The following is a 19,414-nucleotide window of genomic DNA, read 5'->3' as shown; positions in this document are numbered from 1 at the left end:
CGGATATTTTTATCCGAAAACTTCCTGCTGGGGATCTATTGATCCCCGGAGTGTGGCCTGAAAATGGTCCACGCGGGTTAATAAACCCGCAACAGGATGCTTTCGGATCGATAGATCCGAAAGAGCAAACGAGGAGAATCCGACAGAATAAATCAACCCTGCCCCCTCCGAAGGAGGACTTTTCTCCTGATTGCGGAACATTAGTTAATAAGCTGAAAAGGAAAGCTACAGGGAGGGAAAAAGGCTGCATTGAAAATTAATTGAACCGAAGATGAAGCGAATATTTATTTTGATCGGGTTGGTTTCAGGATTGTTCTTTTCCGGGAACGATAGTCAGGCATCCCACCTGGTAGGCGGGGAGTTCCGGATCCAGGCAGTGGGAAACTTTGTTTACGATATAGAATTGCGCGTTTACGGCGATGTGCTGGGCTTAGGACCGGGAAACCAGGACCCCACGGTGGATGTGGCAACCTTCTCCAAACAAACGAATACCCTGATTGAAACCGTTACCATCCCGTTGGAAACTACCGAAGACGTGCCTTACGTAAACGATCGTTGCCAGACCGGCTCCATTCAAACCCGGATTCTGATCTATCGTATCCGCCGCCAGCTTTCGCCGGCTTTGTATAATAATCTGCAAGGCTATTATATGGTCTGGGAGCGCTGCTGCCGCAACCTGGCCGTGCAGAACATTATCGATCCTCAGGGCTCCGGAACAGTCTTCTACGCCGAATTCCCGCGGGTAACTGCCGGGGGAACGTCTTTTGTAAACAGCAGCCCGGAGTTTCCGCCTATTCCGCCGGAATATCTGTGTGCCGGTCAGCCCTACCAGGTTTCCATGGCCGCCATCGATGCCGACGGCGATAGCCTGGTTTACGAGCTTTCCGAACCCTTAAAAGGGAATTCTTCGGCGGCTTCGCCCATTTTAACGGCCCATTTCCCGGCGCCCTATTCCAGGGTTGACTGGATGCCGGGCTTCGGCCTGAATGCCATGATCCAGGGTACGCCGGCCTTGCGCATAAATTCCCGGACCGGATTACTCAGCGTAACGCCGGCAACGGCCGGACTTTTTGTGTTCGCCTTTAAATGTTCCGAATACCGAAACGGCGTAAAAATAGGAGAGGTGCGTCGCGACGTGCAGGTGAAGATCAACAACTGTCCGACCAACGACTCCCCAACCGTTCAGGTTGATCTGCCGGATAGAACCGACGTTTATAAAGAAGGCGATACGTTAATGGTAACGGAGGCTACCAAATTCTGCTACCCGGTCCGATTCTCAGATCCTGATATTGGCCAGCAGGTAACCGTGCGCATCGAGCCGGTAGGTAACGCCGAAAAGCCGGTAGTTACGCCGGCATCCGGAACGGTGGTGCAAAGTGGTCAGGTTTTTAACGGCACCATTTGCTGGGATCCCTGCCGGAGCGCCAATGGCAGCAACGTGTTCAAGGTAAATATGATCATTACCGATAATGCCTGTGGCAGCCCCGCTTCCGATACTCTGCAACTTACTTTTAAAGTTGTTCCGAAAGTAAACCAGAAACCAACTATTACGGTCCAGAACGTTCCGGACCAGGTTTCGGCCGGGAATACCTACCGTTTTACCGTAACCAGCACCGATGCCGGCAACGATAATATTACGGTAAGCATAAAGGGCAACGGCTTCGATCCGGCTTCTGTGGGCATGCAGTTCGGGCCGCTATCCGGAACCGGCAACCTGGTTTCCGAATTTACCTGGACGCCAACTTGCGAAATATTGGAGCGAAACCCGTTGCACGAACTTTTATTTATTGTAAAAGACCAAAATTCTTGCTTTGCGCCACAATCGGATTCCCTGATGGTTGCTTTGCCGGCCGCGCCGGTTCCCCGGGATACCGTTTTTCTGGCGCCCAACATCTTTACGCCCAACGGCGACGGAAAGAATGATTTCTTCACCCTGCCAAATCTGCCCCAGAGTAGTTGCGCCAACGCATTTCAGGAAATCAAAATCTATAACCGATGGGGGATGGAAGTATTTCGCTCCGATGACCGCGAGTTTGCCTGGGACGCGAAAAATGTCTCCGACGGCACCTATTTCTACCTTATTCGCTACAAGCAAAAAAAGTACAAGGGTTACGTCGATATCGTTCGGTAGTAAGCAGGGGTATCTTGTCCGAAATTCCAGGTTTAGGTTTGTAAAAGCCCATTTATCTGAACTAAGAAGGTAGACAAATCAGCTTAAATAATTAGAATTTGCCTTTGCTGTCATTCTGGAAGTCGAAGATCCCGATTTATTTCGGGGAATCTTGTGATTTCCGTGCTTCGATTCCATCATTTTCTTACTGAATGAGAATCGTGGAAGTTTAGAATAAATTTGTCCCGTTATTTCCCATTATTTAATATTTATAGGATTAAAGGATAGATAGGATTTTCCGCAAGGCGGAGAGGAGATTTAAAGGAAAGTCGAGACTGCTACTGAATGCACAAGGTTGATATGAAATCTTAAGTAGTTTAAAAGCAACGGGCAATACTTACTATTATCCCAAATTATTATTCCGGAATAAAATCCTGTCAATCTATTCAATCCTTAAAACCGTGTTCAGACAAAAAAACTTGCGTAACCTCATTAATGAGCTAAAGTTAAATATTCATTGCCGTCTGCTTTAACTGACGGAGAACAGAAAGTTTCTTTCCCTGAAAGCCGTCAGAAAAAATAGACGGCAATGAAATCCTTTGAAATACAACTATAGGGTAGGATGGGGGAAGACAAAAGCGATAAGGGAAGAAATCAATTCCAAAGCTCAAATTAGTTTCAGTTGAATTTCATGGACCTAAACCTGGTTGGAGGGGAAGAAAGGAGATTGACTGCCGGAAAATTCAGCTTATACCTTTTGCGAAGGAGAATAATCAGCCATTTTACAAACAGCCGGAAACCGTAGGGTTTAAGAGCGAAAAACCCAACGATGTAAAACGCAAATGCTGTGCCTTTGTTTCCTGCTTAACACAAATATTTAGTAAAGCAAATTGCAGAAAAGGCTTTACAAATAGGCTAAAAGCAGGTTTTGGTCTATTTAAAATAGTTCTAAATTAGAATTCCAAACAGTGTAAATTATTGAGAATCAGAATTTTAAATAGGTGTTTTTCCTGTCTTCCTGTGTAGGTGCAAAAATCACAAATATTAAGTTTGAATAATAAAAAAGGGGTAGTAGATTTGTGGCCGTATTGAAGTTTCAACTTGCCAAATAATAACAAATCGAAGCTATGATTAGCTGTACCCTTAGAATGAAGTACAAGCCCCTTTTCTCGTTTCTCATTGCCCTCTTCCTCACATTCACTGCTTACGCTCAGGGTGGCGAACAGGCAAACGTGGGCAAAGAAGGTGTAACTGCCGGAGCCGTAGAGGCCCAAGCCGGCGGTGCTGATGCTGCGCTGGCTTCTGCCGGCGACGCCTTGTTCAAAAACAACTGCGCCAGCTGCCACGCACTGGACGAAGAAGTAGTTGGCCCGGCCCTGAGAGGCATCACGCAAAAACGCCCGGAGGCCTGGCTCATCAGCTGGATCCGCAACTCCTCTAAAATGGTGCAATCCGGCGACAAAGAGGCCGTAGCCATCTTCAATCAATACAACAAACAGCAGATGCCAAGCTTTGCTTTCTCCGACGACGAGATCAAGTCAATCTTAGCATACATTAAGACAGCTCCAGCCGGAGGTTCCACCGAAGGTGGTCCGGGTGCTGAAGGCGGTGCCGGAGTAGCTCAGGCTACAAGCGGCGATGCCGGGGAAGTTGGTAAATACCTCGACCTGCTGCTGGTTATTCTGGTAGTGGTGCTTATCGTAATGGTAGTTACCCTCCTTATTATTGCTACCGTTTTAAAGAACTACCTGAACAAAAACCGTCAGTTAGCCCCTGAAGACGAAGAACTGGTAAACCCGAAAGCCGATTACATGAGCGTGTTAAAAACGCCGGTAGTAAAAGGCCTGGCCATTACCATCTTTATTCTGGCCCTGCTGAACCTTTCCTGGAACAAAGCCATGAGCATTGGTATTCAGCAGAACTACCAGCCAAAGCAGCCGATCGCTTTCTCGCACAAACTGCACGCCGGTGACCACAAGATCGACTGTAACTACTGCCATACTTCAGTATACAAGAGCAAGAACGCCAACATTCCTTCGGCCAACATCTGTATGAACTGCCACAGCCAGATCAAGAAAGAGTCGCCGGAGATCAAGAAAATTTACGCGGCCCTGGAAAACAACCGTCCAATTCAGTGGGTGCGCATTCACAACCTGCCGGACCTGGCTTACTTCAACCACTCGCAGCACACCAAAGTAGGCGGCGTAGAGTGCCAGACCTGCCACGGCCCGATCGAAACCATGGATGTGGTTTACCAATACTCACCGCTTACCATGGGCTGGTGTATCAACTGCCACCGCGAAACGCCGCTGAATACCCAGGGTAATGCCTATTACGACAACCTGGTAAAACTGCACGAAGGTCAGGACAGCAAAGCGCCTTTCACCGTGGTATCCAATGGCGGAGCCGAGTGTTCAAAATGCCATTACTAATTAAAGTTTAAAACTGTATCTGAGAATTCTATATATAGTATGCAAGAATCTAAAAAATACTGGAAAGGAATAGAAGAGTTAGAAAATACTCCGGAATTCGCCAAGGCAGCTCATAACGAGTTCGCGGAATTCCTTCCGGTAAAAGAGACTTACGGTTCCGATGCTGCAGAAGCCGAAGTAGCTCCGCGTCGCGACTTCCTGAAACTGCTCGGTTTTGGTTTGGCTGCAGCAACCCTGGCTTCGTGCGAGGCTCCGGTGCGCAAGGCAATTCCTTACCTGAACAAACCTGAAGAAATTGAGCCGGGCATTGCCAACTGGTATGCTTCCACTTATTTCGAAGGTGGCGATTACAACAGCGTTTTAGTAAAAACCCGCGAAGGCCGTCCGATCAAATTAGAAGGTAACCCGCTTTCCGGCGTTACCAAAGGTGGTCTGAGCGCGAAAGCCCAGGCTTCGGTACTTAGCCTTTACGATACTAACCGCTTAACCGCTCCAATGATGAACGGTAAAGCAACGGACTGGAAAAAAGTAGATTCTGAGATCATGAGCCGCTTAACCGGGGCAACCGGAAAAGTAGTGGTTCTTTCCCATACCATCATCAGCCCGACTACGAAGAAAGCCATCGCTGAATTCGGTGGTAAATTCGGCAGCTTCGAGCACGTGGTGTATGATGCTAATTCTGCTTCCGGCTTACTGAAAGCCAACGACGGCACAGTTCCTGGTTATGATTTCAGCAAAGCCAAAGTAATTCTTTCGGTAGCGGCCGATTTCTTAGGCACCTGGATTTCGCCGGTGGAATATGCAAAACAGTATATCCAGACCCGGAAAATCACGAAAGAGAATTCCGATATGTCACGCCACTACCAGTTCGAAACCAACCTTTCGCTTACTGGTTCCAACGCCGACGTTCGCGTAGCTATCAAGCCTTCGGAAGAAGCATTGGTAGTAGCTGCAATTTATAATAAAGTGGTAGGCGGCTTAAACGCTCCTGCTTACAGCAACAAGCAATTAGATAAAGCCATTGCCGACCTGATGGCTGCCAGAGGCAACGCCCTGGTAGTAGCGGGCGCTAACGACCAGGCCGTTCAGACCATGGTTCGTGCCATTAACCAGGCTTTAGGCGCGGAAGGCACTACTATTAATACCAACGCTCCGTCTTACGTTCGTCAGGGCGATGATGAGCAGATGGTACGTTTTGTGCGTGAAATGAACGGCGGCGGAATCGGCGCAGTAATTTTCTACGGCACGAACCCGGTTTACGACCATCCGCTTTCAGCCGATGTAGAAGCCGGTATGAAAAAGGTTGGTTTAACGATCTCCTTGGCCGACAGAGTGAATGAGACTGCCAAACTGGCGAACTTCATTTGCCCGGATCACAACTACCTGGAAAGCTGGAACGATTATATGCCGAAAAAAGGCTATATGAGCTTAGCCCAGCCAACCATTTCCCCATTATTCAGAACCCGCCAGGCACAGGAATCGCTCCTGAAATGGGCCGGCAACAATACCAGCTATTACGATTACCTGAAAGCAAACTGGGCCGGAATTACCGGCGGCAATGCTGGCTGGGATAAAGTCGTGCACGATGGCGTAGTAGAAAATGTAACGTTAAACCAGGAGGTTAAAACGTATGCCCCAATGACTACCGCTGCTGTTGGCGTTGCGCTGAACAAATCGCAGAAAGCCGGCATCGAGCTGAAGATCTACGAAAAAGTAGGTATCGGCCAGGGCGGTATTGAAGCAAATAACCCATGGTTGCAGGAATTACCGGATCCGGTTACCAAAGCTACCTGGGATAACTACGTGACTATTCCGAGATCCATGTCCGTAGACAAAGGAATTGCTCAGAATGATCTGGTAAAAATTACGGCTGCCAACGGCAAATCTATTACCCTCCCTGCTTTAATTCAGCCAGGCCAGGCAAAAGATACGGTAGGTATTGCCATTGGTTACGGTCGTAAACTGGCCGGTAAAGTAGCCGACAATGTAGGGGAGAATGTTTACCCGCTGGCTACTGTAGCTGACAACGGTATTTCCTACAATACAACTGTAACCATAGAGAAAGCCGGCGGTGAGCGGGAAATTGCCCAGACGCAGACCCACCACACCATCATGGGCCGGATCGTGGTGCAGGAATCGAACCTGAACCAATACAAAAAAGACCCTGCTTCGGTAACCGAACGGATCACAATTGCTACGCCGGATGGCCCGAAAAAACCTTCGGCAGTTTCCTTATGGCAGGATTACGAATACAAAGACCACCACTGGGGTATGGTTATCGACCTGAACTCCTGTATTGGTTGCGGTAGCTGCGTAGTTGGCTGTAACGTAGAAAACAACGTAGCTGTAGTAGGCAAGCAGGAAGTTCTGAACCGTCGTGAAATGCACTGGATGCGGATCGACCGTTATTACAGCTCCGATGCTACCCGCGAAGATGGCTTCACGGCTATGGAAGAGCCTTCGGATAACCCTACGGTTATTTTCCAGCCAATGCTTTGCCAGCACTGTAACCACGCACCATGCGAAACAGTTTGCCCGGTACTTGCTACCACGCACAGCACCGAAGGTCTGAACCAAATGACTTACAACCGTTGCGTAGGTACCCGTTATTGCGCCAACAACTGTCCATATAAAGTACGTCGCTTCAACTGGTTCTCTTATCCGGATAATGAGAAGTTTACGGATGTTAACTACGCCCAGACTTCAGATTTAGGCCGTATGGTTCTGAACCCGGATGTAACGGTACGTGCCCGTGGGGTAATGGAAAAATGCTCTATGTGCGTGCAGCGGATTCAGTTAGGTAAACTGGAAGCTAAAAAAGACAAGCGCCGTCCGGTAGATGGTGAAATTGTTACGGCTTGTGCTCAGTCCTGCCCAACCAACGCGATTATTTTCGGCGATATGAAAGACCCGAACAGCCAGATCCGCAAGGTGATGGAGCGGGAGCAGGGAGAGCGTGCCTTCACGGTACTGGAAGAGATAAACACCCAGCCGAACATCACTTACTTAACGAAAATCAGAAACCTAGCTTAATTTACTTAATAATAGAGAGTTATGCAGCATGTATCTCCCATAAGAGAGCCTCTAGTAACCGGTGGGAAAACATACCACGACATTACGCAAGACATTGCCCGGCACGTAGAATCGAAGCCGAACATGCGTTGGGCAGCAGCACTTGCCGTTTCCCTGTTCTTCCTCGGTATATTCCTTTGGTCGGTTTACCGCACGCTTTGGTACGGAATCGGGGAGTGGGGCTTGAATAAAACAGTAGGTTGGGCCTGGGATATTACCAACTTCGTATGGTGGGTAGGTATCGGTCACGCCGGTACACTAATTTCCGCTATCCTTTTGCTTTTCCGCCAGAAGTGGAGAAGCTCTATTAACCGCGCCGCAGAAGCGATGACGATCTTCGCTGTAATCTGTGCTGCTATGTTCCCGGTACTGCACATGGGCCGCCCTTGGCTTGCTTACTGGGTACTTCCGTTGCCAAATGCTTTCGGTTCCCTGTGGGCTAACTTTAACTCCCCGCTGCTTTGGGACGTTTTTGCGATCTCCACTTACTTCTCGGTATCGCTGGTATTCTGGTACATTGGTTTAGTTCCTGATTTCGCTACCATCCGCGACCGTGCGAAAGGCCCAATTGCCAAAACGGTTTATGGTTTACTTAGCTTAGGCTGGGTTGGTTCTGCCAAGCACTGGTCCCGTTACGAAACGGTTTCCCTGATCCTGGCCGGTGTTTCAACGCCGCTGGTACTTTCGGTACACACCATCGTATCTATGGACTTTGCAACTTCGGTTATTCCGGGCTGGCACACCACCATCTTCCCTCCGTACTTCGTTGCGGGTGCTATCTTCTCCGGTTTCGCGATGGTACTTACCCTGATGATCATCACCCGTAAGACATTTGTACTGGAAGATTATATCACTTTAGAGCACATCGAGTCGATGAACAAGGTAATTATCCTTACCGGTTCTATTGTAGGTGTGGCTTATATCACAGAGTTCTTTATAGCCTGGTACTCAGGTGTGGAATACGAACAGTACGCATTCATTAACCGGGCAACCGGTCCTTACTGGTGGGCTTACTGGAGCATGATGACCTGTAACGTAATTACGCCGCAGCTTTTCTGGTTCCGTTCTATCCGCCGCAGCTTAACGGCTACGTTCATCATCTCTATTTTCGTAAACATCGGTATGTGGTTCGAGCGTTTCGTAATTATCGTTACCTCCCTGCACCGCGATTACCTGCCTTCCAGCTGGGCTATGTTCTCGCCAACCATTATCGATATCGGAATCTATGTGGGAACCCTGGGCTTATTCTTCACCCTGTTCCTGTTGTTTGCCAAGTATTTCCCGGTAATCAACATGTTTGAAGTAAAAACTATTCTGAAATCATCTTCTGGAGTGACGCATGCTCCGGGCACTTCCATGCACGCCAATGCTCCTCATCCAGTTATGCAGGTAACTGATTCCAACCACACTAACCATCCTAAACATGACTAATAAAAAATATGTCCTCGGCGTTTTCGATGATGAAGAAGTATTGCTTCACGCGATTCCAAATGTAAGAGCTGCCGGAACTAAGATCCACGAATGCTATACCCCGTTCCCTATTCACGGAATAGACGATGCCATGGGTATTGAGCGCTCCCGCTTACCGATTGCGGCTTTCTTTTTAGGCTGCTGTGGTCTGGCGTTCGCTCTCTGGCTGCAGATCTACACCCTCGGGTATGACTGGCCAATGATCATTGGTGGTAAGCCGAATATTGCTCTTCCGGCATTCATACCGGTATCTTTCGAGTTAACGGTATTTTTTACCGCGCACGGCATGGTATTAACGTTTCTGATCATTTCAGGACTTTACCCGAAAACCAATACGCAGGTGATGGACCCCCGGTCTACCGACGATAAATTTATAATGGCCATTGAAGTGAAAGAAGGAAAAACGGATATGGTACAATTAAGTGACCTGCTTCGCACTAACGGCGCGGTTGAAGTTAACGAGAAGGAGGTAGTAAGCTAATGAACAAGATGTTTAAATTTGGTGCAAAAGCTTCGGCTGCCCTGTTTTCTTCCGCAATGCTTTTTTCGTGCGGTCAAGGAACTCCCAGCTTAACCAACGATCCGGGGGTGGAATATGCCCCGCAGATGTATAATTCCATTCCTTATGAGCCTTTAAAGCAAGAGGCAAGTAACGAATTTAACCCGGGAGGCGGGAATTTACGGGTACCAGCCCGGAATACGATTGCCCGCGGTAAAATGGGTTTTATTGATTACAGTGCCGATACCTCTACCATGGATGTAATGGGGGCCGGTCTGGTAAACCCGCTGCAGGCAAATGAAGCTACGCTGGAAGAAGGAAAAGTGCTTTATACCCGCATGTGTTCGGCCTGCCACGGCGATGCCGGCGCCGGTGACGGTCTGGTAGCTCCTAAATTCAAAGGGGTAGCCAACCTGACGTCCGCTGCCATTAAAGCAAAACCAATGGGCCACATTTACCAGGTAATTACCCACGGTAAAGGGCGGATGATGCCGCACAACACCCAGGTGAATCCGCAGGAACGCTGGAAGATTGCCCTGTACGTGAAGAATGTTCTTCAGGGCGAAGGCGAAGCCACTACTTCTCCGGGTGCCGGCGGTTCGCATAATGCAGGCGCTCCGGAACAAGGCAACGTTTCAACCGATCAAAACACCAACCAGGTAACTGGTACAGAGGCTCCGGCACCAGGTAGCGGTGAATCTACGAAACCAGTTAAGAAATAAGAAGATAAACGATATAATAATGATTGCAGAAGAAAGACTCATTATTCCAAAGAAGATAAGCAACCGGTTCCTGATGATGATCGGGCTGGGGCTTGTACTTCTGGTAGCGGGCATTGTTTTGATGATGATCGCCGGTCCGGCCCATCATGATGCTCACGGGGCAGCTGCCGCAACCGGCCACCACGCTACTACCTGGTACGAACGCTTTTTGGCTAACTTATGGTTAAATAACGTTTACTTTACCGGTATTGCCATTGTAGGTGTTTTCTTTACCGCAGTGCAGTATGTAGCTTACGCCGGCTGGTCGGTTCTGATCAAACGCGTACTGGAAGGCCTGGGCTATTACCTGCCGGTTGGCGGGGTAATTATGCTGCTGGTATTTTTGTTGCCTATTATTTTTACCGGTCATAACCCACTGTTCCACTGGACTGACCACAGCCTTTATGAAATAGACGGGCCGAACTATGACCCGATCATTGCCGGTAAATCTGGCTTCCTGAACATTCCGTTCTACACGATCCGTCTGGTGCTTTATTTTGCTTCCTGGATCTTCTTTGCCTGGTGGTTACGGAAACAATCCGTTGCGGAAGACCTGAATGGCGGCCTGACTTTTTACGATAAAAGCATACGGATTTCAGCCATGTTCCTGGTCGTATTCGGCGTTACTTCTTCGCTTTCTGCCTGGGATTGGGTGCTGTCTATCGACACACACTGGTTCTCAACCATGTTTGGCTGGTATGTATTTGCCAGCTGGTTCATTACCGGTCTTGCCGCTACTACCTTAACGGTAATTATTTTAAAGCAGAACGGTTACCTGAAAATGGTAAACGCCAATCACCTGCACGACTTAGGTAAATTCACGTTTGCTTTCAGTATTTTCTGGACCTACATCTGGTTCTCTCAGTTCATGCTGATCTGGTATGCAAACATGCCGGAAGAAGTAACTTATTTCCGCGAGCGGATGGGCGGCTACGAGGATCATTACACCTGGATCCTGTTCACAAACCTGTTCGTGAACTTCGTGTTCCCTTTCCTGGTACTGATGACCCGTGATGCCAAACGCCAGATGATCATGCTGAAATTAGTTTGCGTTGTAGTGCTTTTCGGTCACTGGCTGGATTTCTACCTGATGATTATGCCAGGTACTTTGCGCGGCGACAGCGGCTTTGGTTTAATTGAGTTAGGAACAGCTTTAACCTTCCTGGGTATTTTCCTGAACAGATTTACCAAAGGTTTAACGGAGGCTTCTCTGGTTCCGGTTAACCACCCGTTCCTGGAAGAGAGTATCCATCACCACGTTTAGAATTAGATTAAAAGCGATATATAATGATCACGTTAGCTGTAGCCATATCGGTAATATTAGTACTCGTTATATTAGTATTACTATTCCGCATCCAAACTCTTGCATCGGTTTTTACGGGTAGCACCCAGAAACGGGTAGGGAAGAGTAATAAAATAAACGCTATCCTTTTACTGTCTTTCCTTATTCTGGGTGGAGCTGCCTTTGCCTGGTCTTATATGAGCCACCGGGAAAATATTCTTATCCCGATTGCTTCGGAGCACGGTGTATGGATAGATGACATGTTCTGGCTTACCATGGCCATCCTGATGATCGTGTTTGTGATCACCCAGGTGCTGCTTTTCTGGTATTCTTACAAATACCAGCATAAAGAAGGAAACAGAGCTTATTTCTTATCTCACAACAACCGTCTGGAAGTTTTCTGGACCGTTATTCCGGCCATCGTGATGGCGCTTTTAGTATTCCGCGGCTGGAAAACCTGGACTACTATTACCAACCCTGCTCCGGCCGATGCCATTGTGGTGGAAGTAATGGGCAAGCAGTTCAACTGGCTTATCCGTTACCCGGGTGCCGATAATAAGCTTGGGGTTGTAAAACACACGCTTATTGATGGTTCGAACGAATTCGGTATGGACCTGACGGATAAGAATGTAATGGATGATTTCGTTACCAATGAGATCCACATCCCGAAAGGAAAACCAGTATTGTTCAAGATCCGCTCCCGCGACGTTATTCACAGCTTCTACGTGCCATATTTCCGCGCGCAGATGCACGCGGTACCGGGTATGCCGACTAAATTCTGGTTAACGCCTACCAAGTCTACTGCCGATATGGCGGAAGAAACCGGCAAGCCTGATTTTAATTATGAACTGGTTTGTAACCAGATTTGCGGCCGTGGTCACTTTGCCATGCGCGCTGTAATTGTGGTAGACGAGCCGGAAGATTATGAAAAGTGGGTTGCCAAGCAGAAATCTTTTGTAGAGTCTAATCCTGACCTGATGGCCAATCTGAAGACCGGCGTTCCTGCAACTACCGGACCAGCTACAGAAGCCAGCGAGCAGGATGATGCGAAAAAGGCAGAGGAAATAGTTAGGGAAAAAGCTCAGTTATAGGAATTAATTACAAAGTATTATGGCTAATCCAAATATTACAATACACCCGGAAGTGCACGCCGAACATGCTCACCACGAGCATGATGAGCATCACGACCAACACTGGCTTTGGAAATATATTTTCAGCCAGGACCATAAAGTTATTGCCAAGCAGTTCCTTTTCTTAGGTATTTTCTGGGCATTTATCGGCGGCGCTTTATCGAGCCTTTTCCGGATCCAGTTAGGCTGGCCGGAAGCTACTTTTGCCTGGCTGGAGCCTGTTTTGGGTACCTGGGTAGAAGGCGGTAAGCTGAACCCGGATTTTTACCTCGCTTTGGTTACCATGCACGGTACCATTATGGTGTTCTTTGTGTTAACGGCAGGTTTGAGCGGTACTTTCAGTAACTTCCTTATTCCGCTGCAGATAGGTGCCCGCGATATGGCATCCGGTTTTATGAACATGCTTTCTTTCTGGTTCTTCTTTATAGCCAGTGCCATTATGTTCTATTCCCTGTTCCTGCAAAACGGTCCTGCGGCTGCCGGCTGGACCATTTATCCGCCGCTGAGTGCGCTTCCGCAAGCAATGCCGGGTTCCGGCGCGGGTATGACCCTGTGGCTTGTTTCCATGGCTTTGTTCATCGTTTCTCAGCTTTTAGGTGGCGTAAACTACATTACTACGGTAATTAACATGCGTACCAAAGGCATGTCGATGACGAAAATGCCATTAACGATCTGGTCTTTCTTCCTGACCGCGATCTTAGGTTTACTTTCTTTCCCGGTACTGTTCTCCTGCGCGTTGCTGCTTATCTTCGACCGTAGCTTCGGTACCAGCTTCTACCTTTCCGATATTTATGTTGCCGGTGAGGCGCTGACAAACGTTGGCGGTAGCCCGATTCTGTTCCAGCACTTATTCTGGTTCCTGGGTCACCCGGAAGTTTACATCGTAATTCTTCCTGCCATGGGTATTGTTTCTGAGGTGCTGGCCACCAATGCTCGTAAACCTATTTTCGGTTATCGTGCCATGATCGGTTCCCTGCTGGGTATTACCGTGCTTGCCTTCGTAGTATGGGCGCACCACATGTTCGTTTCCGGTATGAACCCATTCTTAGGATCGGTGTTCATGTTCCTAACCTTAATTATTGCTGTACCTTCTGCGGTAAAAGTGTTTAACTGGCTGGGTACGATCTGGAGAGGTAACCTGGTATTTACAACGCCAATGCTTTTTGCGATTGGTTTTGTTTCCCTGTTCATTTCCGGTGGTTTAACGGGTATTTTGCTGGGTAACTCGGCGGTTGATATTCAGTTGCACAACACTTACTTTGTAGTTGCCCACTTCCACCTTGTAATGGGTAGCGCGGCCTTCTTCGGTATGTTCTGTGGCGTTTACCATTGGTTCCCGAAAATGTTCGGCCGTATGATGGATGAGAAACTGGGTTATATACACTTCTGGTTAACTTTCATTGGTGTGTACCTGGTATTCCTTCCGATGCACTATGTAGGTATTGCCGGTTTCCCGCGTCGTTATTACGCTTTCACCGCCTTCGATGCTTTCAGCCAATTCGGTGACCTGAATATGTACATCAGCTTGGCCGCCATCCTGGCTTTCCTGGGACAGTTCATATTCCTGTTCAACTTTGTTTACAGCATTTTCCGTGGAAGAAGATCTCCATTGAACCCATGGCATTCCAATACCCTGGAGTGGACCACACCGGTTAACCCGGGTCACGGCAACTGGCCGGGCGAAATTCCTACGGTATACCGTTGGCCTTACGATTACAGCAAGCCGGGTGCAGCTGAAGATTATATTCCGCAGCACATTCCATTCTCGCAAACTACTTCTTCGAACCTTCCAAACGAAAAGGAGCTTGAATAGGCTTTGCGGATGCTTTTATGATGATTAAAGAAAATGACAGACTTTGAATTCGTTCGGAGTCTGTCATTTCTCTGATTGGCCATTCCTTTTTTTTGTCAGCCGGTTTTTTTCTGAAAACCATACCATTGAGCATGGGCTCTTTTGAAAGAACCAGGCAATAGGTAGTCACCAGAGAGTGAATGGTTTTTTGAATGGAAGTACCCCAGGATGCGGATCCGGAATATTTTTAATCCGTCTGGTTTCCTTCCTGAAAGTAAGATTAGAGCGGTAATTGTCCGGGTAGCTTTGGCTCCATTTTATAGCCACTGCATTTATTACCTGGTACTTTGCTCTTTAGAGTTCAGTTTTACATTTTTATGATGTATTTTTACGCGGGCAAACACAAAGCTGCCAAAATTTTAGTAACGGCTTAATACAGATATGTTGACGCAGAGAATTGAGAAGGATTATCAGGAAGTAGGAGGGATGCAGAAAATATTTGCTTATTTTCAGCTATTGAAGTTTCGTTTATCGCTTACCGTTGCTTTTTCCAGTGCGGTTGGTTTCATGCTGGGGAATTTTACTTCCGGTTGGGTAGAAGCTTTATTGGTGATGGCTGGCGGAATGCTGGTTACCGGTTCGGCGAATACCATAAACCAGATCATTGAAAAAGACCTGGACAAGCTGATGAAGCGCACGGCTAAACGTCCTTTGCCAACCGGAGTGCTTTCCGTAAACGAAGCAGCAGTATTTGCAGTGATTACCGGGATAGCCGGAATTACGCTGCTGGCTGTCTTCTTTAATACGCTTTGCGCCGTACTGGCGCTAATCTCTCTGATCCTTTATGGTTTTGTATATACCCCGTTAAAACGAATTTCCCCGATCTGTGTTTTTGTAGGAGCCATACCTGGAGCCATGCCGCCGCTAATCGGTTGGGTGGCCGCCACCGGAGCTCTTACCCCGGAGGCCTGGGTGCTTTTCGGTATTCAGTTTTTCTGGCAGTTCCCGCACTTCTGGGCCATTGCCTGGGTGCTGGACGATGATTACAAGAAAGCCGGTTTTAAAATGTTGCCTACCGCCGGAGGAAAGGATCTGAAAACGGCTTTTCAGATCATGACCTATACCCTTTTACTCATTCCGATGGGGATGTTGCCTCTGCAATTGGGCATGACTGGTACTACTTCGGCTATTATTGCCGTGGTTTGCGGGGTGCTGTTCCTAATGCAAACCTTGTATTTAATGCAAACCTGTACCAAAAAGGCCGCTATGAGCATCATGTTCGGATCGTTCCTATACCTGCCTATTGTACAGATCGCTTTGGTTCTAGATAAAGTTTAAATATTATGATGTCACCCGCTTTAAATAAAGATTTTAATAACGCGCCGAAACAAATTGGCGTGGACCCCCTTAAATTTACCACCTGGCTTTTTATTGTCAGTATTTGTATGATGTTCGGTGCTTTTACCAGCGCTTACATTGTACGACAGTCGGAAGGGAACTGGCAGCAGTTCGATTATCCGCAAGGCTTGCTTTACAATACTATTTTTATTGTGCTGAGCAGTGTAACCATGCAGTGGGCTTATATTGCCGCGAAAAAAGATAACCTTAAAGCATTAAAAGCGGCATTGTTTATTACATTTGCGCTGGGAATAGCCTTTTTGCTCGGGCAGTGGGGTGTTTGGTCAGAATTGGTACAGAATAAGATCTTTTTCGGGGGCGCAACAGCCAACCCTTCCGGTTCTTTTATGTATGTACTTACCGGCGTGCACGGTTTCCACCTGATTACGGGTTTAGTATTTCTAATAATTGTGTTACTTTTAGCTTTTAAATTTAAAGTGCATGCCAAAAGCCTGCTCCGCATTGAAATGTGCACTACCTACTGGCACTTTTTAACCGCGCTCTGGCTGTACCTTTACCTGTTTTTAATTGCTTACAAATAAGAAAGAATTGCTCTAACTGAAATAAAATAAAACGAATACGAATAAATCAAACTATGAACACTACAACACTGGAGCAGCCACGCACAGGAACCTGGGATGGCGGCAATGAGCCATTAAAAGCCAGCTACGGAAAGCTAATGATGTGGTTTTTCCTGCTATCGGACACGTTTACTTTCTCCGCGTTCCTGACCACGTACGGCCTGATCCGTCACCGCCACCATGCCTACACCGGCCCGCATGATCAATTTACTTTCTCGTTAGATCACTGGCCGATCCCGGATAAAGTTTTCAATGCTTTTCCTGGTTTGCACGGCATGGACCTGCCGCTGGCTTTCGTGGCTTTAATGACCATGATCCTGATTTTAAGCTCGGTTACCATGGTATTAGCCGTAGAAGCCGGACACCGGATGGATAAGAATGATGTGCAGAAGTGGTTGTTGTGGACGCTCTTGTTTGGTTGCTGCTTTATTGGTAGCCAGGCTTGGGAGTGGAGCCACTTTATTCACGGTACGGAAGGCGGTATGACGCTGGCCGACGGAACGAAGATATTTGGCGCTAATCTCGTGCAGAACCAGTATGGGCCACCTTTGTTTGCGGACCTGTTCTTCTTTATAACCGGTTTCCACGGCACGCACGTATTTTCCGGACTTATTTTACTCATTATTATTTTTGTAAACACAGTGAACGGTACCTATGAGCGCCGCGGCCACTACGAAATGGTAGAAAAAGTTGGTTTATACTGGCACTTTGTAGACCTGGTTTGGGTGTTCGTGTTTACGTTCTTCTACCTGGTTTAAGAAATTATTTTATCTGTTCTATAAGAAATTAAGTAGCAGTGCCGTTCTGATAAAGGATGGCACTGTATTAACTCCAAACGAATATAACGATTATGGCATCCCATTCACATCACGATCCGCAGGCAACTACTGGCGTAATTCCACCGGCGCAAACCAAAGCCATCTGGCGTACCTTTGTTATTCTTTGCGTTTTAACGGCTATCGAGTTCGCTTTTGCTTTTGCCATGGAGCCGAGCATGCTGAGAAACAGCATCTTTATTATTCTTACCATTTTCAAAGCCTTCTTCATTGTTGCCGAGTTCATGCACTTAAAGCATGAAACCAAATCTTTGATCTGGACTATTATGATTCCAACGGCCTTGCTGGTTTGGTTGCTGATTGCCCTGTTAACGGAAGGCACCTACTACGGCGAAAGCATTTTCAATTACTTTAAATAATAATGAATCCGAAAAAGGTACTTTTACTGGGGATACTTTTAATAGTGCCTGCCTTGGTATTTTTATTTCTGAAAGGCTTCGGCACCAACCATTACAACTTACGGTATTACTATCCTGAACTGGACGATACCTACGAAGTAGTAATGCAGGATGGCGATACGGTTTTCCGGAAAGTGCCTGATTTCAGTTTGATTTCCCAGGAAGGGAAAACAGTTACCCAACGCGATCTCGACAATACTGTTTACGTCGCAAATTTCATCTTTACCTCCTGCCAGGGCATCTGTAAGCAAATGAGTTCACAGATGACCCGGGTTCAGGAGAAATTCCGCCAGGACCCTTCTGTTAAAATTGTATCTTATTCAGTTGATCCCACGCGCGATTCGGTGCAGGTACTGCAGCAATATGCCGATCGGTATAATGCCGATCCGAAGCAGTGGATCTTTCTGACCGGAGCTAAAAAAGAAATTTATGAGCTGGCCCAGCATGGGTATTTGCTGCCGGTGCAGGAAAGCGCCGATGGCACGGTAGATTTTGTGCACAGCGAAAAGTTTATCCTGGTAGACCGGGAAAAGCATGTGCGCGGGATCTATGATGGAACCAGCCAGAAAGATGTTGACCGCCTGCTGACCGAGATCGAGATTTTGCAGTATGGTTACAAACAAAATGAAAAATAAAGATTCCCGTTACCTGGCGCTTATTGCCATTCTTTCCGTTGCCATTCCGGTTGTAGTTGCCTATTTATTCTACATGCCGAAAAGCGGCGATCCTGCTCCGGTAGATGTTTCCTTTTTACCGACCCTGCACGCCATTCTGAATTCCTGTACGGCCCTTGCCCTGGTATTGGGTTACTACTTTATAAAAACCGGCCGGCAGGTCGCCCACCGCGGTGCCATGCTTTCTGCCTTCACTCTTTCTGCCCTTTTCCTGATCTCGTACGTTACGTACCATTACTTCGGGAAATCGACTTCTTACGGCGGGGAAGGTTTGATCCGGTATTTCTACTTCTTTATCCTGATCACCCATATTATTCTGGCGGCGGTAATTGTTCCATTAGTTTTGCTAACCGTATACTTTGCCATTACCGGCCAGTTCCGCAGGCATACCCGTATTTCGCGGTGGACGTTTCCGGTGTGGCTTTATGTAGCCGTTAGCGGGGTACTGGTGTACCTGATGATTTCGCCGTATTATAATTTTAATTGAGTTCGTGAAGGACTGTTAAGTTGTTTAATTATGAAAAAGATTGTTCAGCATATTCTTTGCAGCCTGCTTTTAATTGCCGCCTTCAGCTTTGTAACGGTAGATGCCAACGCGCAGGGTTGTGTAATGTGCCGTGCCCAGGTAGGTGAACATAAAGATAAAGACGAGGCAAAAATGGTTGGTTCTGGTTTGAATACCGGAATTCTTTACCTGCTGGCTTTTCCATTTGCTTTAATTGGTGTGGTTAGCCTTGTGTGGTATACCGGTTTCCGGAAAAACCAAACTGGTATTCAGTAGTAGCTTAATCACGTTTATACTTAAGGTCTGCCTGTTATTTACGGGCAGACCTTTTTTTTAGCCCGTTCCTTTTGCCTGGTACTTAAGGATGCGGGACCATTTAGCAACTATGCTGTTGATGAGTACCTTAATTAAATCTCATTGGCAGCTGGTTTTGCATGGTTTTTGTGTTTAATTTGAGAAAAAACTACTTTTCAC

Annotated in this window: 16 protein-coding genes; all 16 read left to right on the top strand. The window is 47.3% G+C overall.

Annotation, left to right across the window (positions count from 1 at the left end; genetic code table 11):
* Positions 1–271: 271 nt before the first annotated feature.
* The 16 genes from F0P94_RS16280 (at position 272) to F0P94_RS16205 (ending at position 19,216) form a co-directional block, all read left to right on the top strand.
* Positions 272–2,131: a gliding motility-associated C-terminal domain-containing protein gene (locus F0P94_RS16280; protein ID WP_150904973.1), complete on the top strand. Its 1,860-nt coding sequence runs from the start codon at positions 272–274 to the stop codon at positions 2,129–2,131.
* 1,127 nt (positions 2,132–3,258) lie between these two features.
* Entirely contained in the window at positions 3,259–4,542 is a 1,284-nt protein-coding gene (locus F0P94_RS16275; RefSeq protein ID WP_225307253.1) for a c-type cytochrome, read from the top strand.
* A 39-nt stretch (positions 4,543–4,581) separates the two neighbouring features.
* The gene (locus tag F0P94_RS16270; protein WP_150904971.1) at positions 4,582–7,575 is read left to right on the top strand and encodes a TAT-variant-translocated molybdopterin oxidoreductase; all 2,994 of its coding nucleotides are present in this window, start codon (positions 4,582–4,584) and stop codon (positions 7,573–7,575) included.
* A 21-nt stretch (positions 7,576–7,596) separates the two neighbouring features.
* On the top strand, positions 7,597–9,045 hold the full coding sequence (gene nrfD, locus F0P94_RS16265) for an NrfD/PsrC family molybdoenzyme membrane anchor subunit (protein WP_225307252.1): 1,449 nt from the start codon (positions 7,597–7,599) through the stop codon (positions 9,043–9,045).
* Positions 9,038–9,565, top strand: coding sequence for a DUF3341 domain-containing protein (locus F0P94_RS16260; RefSeq protein ID WP_150904970.1), 528 nt, complete (start codon positions 9,038–9,040; stop codon positions 9,563–9,565). Before nrfD ends, F0P94_RS16260 begins: the two co-directional genes overlap by 8 nt.
* The gene (locus tag F0P94_RS16255) at positions 9,565–10,305 is read left to right on the top strand and encodes a c-type cytochrome (protein ID WP_150904969.1); all 741 of its coding nucleotides are present in this window, start codon (positions 9,565–9,567) and stop codon (positions 10,303–10,305) included. The genes F0P94_RS16260 and F0P94_RS16255 overlap by 1 nt, the downstream gene beginning before the upstream one ends.
* A 19-nt stretch (positions 10,306–10,324) precedes the next feature.
* On the top strand, positions 10,325–11,608 hold the full coding sequence (locus F0P94_RS16250) for a quinol:cytochrome C oxidoreductase (RefSeq protein WP_225307251.1): 1,284 nt from the start codon (positions 10,325–10,327) through the stop codon (positions 11,606–11,608).
* Positions 11,609–11,631: 23 nt separating this feature from the next.
* Positions 11,632–12,717 carry a cytochrome c oxidase subunit II gene (locus F0P94_RS16245; protein WP_150904968.1) on the top strand — a complete coding sequence of 362 codons (1,086 nt, stop codon included), beginning with the start codon at positions 11,632–11,634 and terminating at the stop codon, positions 12,715–12,717.
* Positions 12,718–12,736: 19 nt separating this feature from the next.
* Positions 12,737–14,569 carry a cytochrome c oxidase subunit I gene (locus F0P94_RS16240; protein WP_150904967.1) on the top strand — a complete coding sequence of 611 codons (1,833 nt, stop codon included), beginning with the start codon at positions 12,737–12,739 and terminating at the stop codon, positions 14,567–14,569.
* A gap of 420 nt (positions 14,570–14,989) precedes the next feature.
* On the top strand, positions 14,990–15,886 hold the full coding sequence (gene cyoE / locus F0P94_RS16235; RefSeq protein ID WP_225307250.1) for a heme o synthase: 897 nt from the start codon (positions 14,990–14,992) through the stop codon (positions 15,884–15,886).
* Positions 15,887–15,891: 5 nt separating this feature from the next.
* Entirely contained in the window at positions 15,892–16,488 is a 597-nt protein-coding gene (locus F0P94_RS16230; RefSeq protein ID WP_317133064.1) for a cytochrome c oxidase subunit 3, read from the top strand.
* 53 nt (positions 16,489–16,541) lie between these two features.
* The gene (locus F0P94_RS16225) at positions 16,542–17,285 is read left to right on the top strand and encodes a cytochrome c oxidase subunit 3 (RefSeq protein WP_150904966.1); all 744 of its coding nucleotides are present in this window, start codon (positions 16,542–16,544) and stop codon (positions 17,283–17,285) included.
* 92 nt (positions 17,286–17,377) lie between these two features.
* Positions 17,378–17,722, top strand: a complete 345-nt coding sequence (locus F0P94_RS16220; RefSeq protein WP_150904965.1) for a cytochrome C oxidase subunit IV family protein — start codon at positions 17,378–17,380, stop codon at positions 17,720–17,722.
* Between the two features lie 2 nt (positions 17,723–17,724).
* The gene (locus F0P94_RS16215; RefSeq protein ID WP_150904964.1) at positions 17,725–18,396 is read left to right on the top strand and encodes an SCO family protein; all 672 of its coding nucleotides are present in this window, start codon (positions 17,725–17,727) and stop codon (positions 18,394–18,396) included.
* Positions 18,386–18,922, top strand: coding sequence for a DUF420 domain-containing protein (locus tag F0P94_RS16210; protein ID WP_225307249.1), 537 nt, complete (start codon positions 18,386–18,388; stop codon positions 18,920–18,922). Before F0P94_RS16215 ends, F0P94_RS16210 begins: the two co-directional genes overlap by 11 nt.
* Positions 18,923–18,952: 30 nt before the next feature.
* Positions 18,953–19,216, top strand: coding sequence for a hypothetical protein (locus F0P94_RS16205; RefSeq protein ID WP_150904962.1), 264 nt, complete (start codon positions 18,953–18,955; stop codon positions 19,214–19,216).
* The last annotated feature ends 198 nt before the right edge of the window (positions 19,217–19,414 follow it).

Origin of the sequence: Adhaeribacter soli (assembly GCF_008727925.1) — a bacterium.
Classification (GTDB): Bacteria; Bacteroidota; Bacteroidia; order Cytophagales; family Hymenobacteraceae; genus Adhaeribacter_A; species Adhaeribacter_A soli.
The sequence above is the reverse complement of the archived record's forward strand: the minus strand, read 5'-3'. Positions and strand labels throughout refer to the sequence as shown.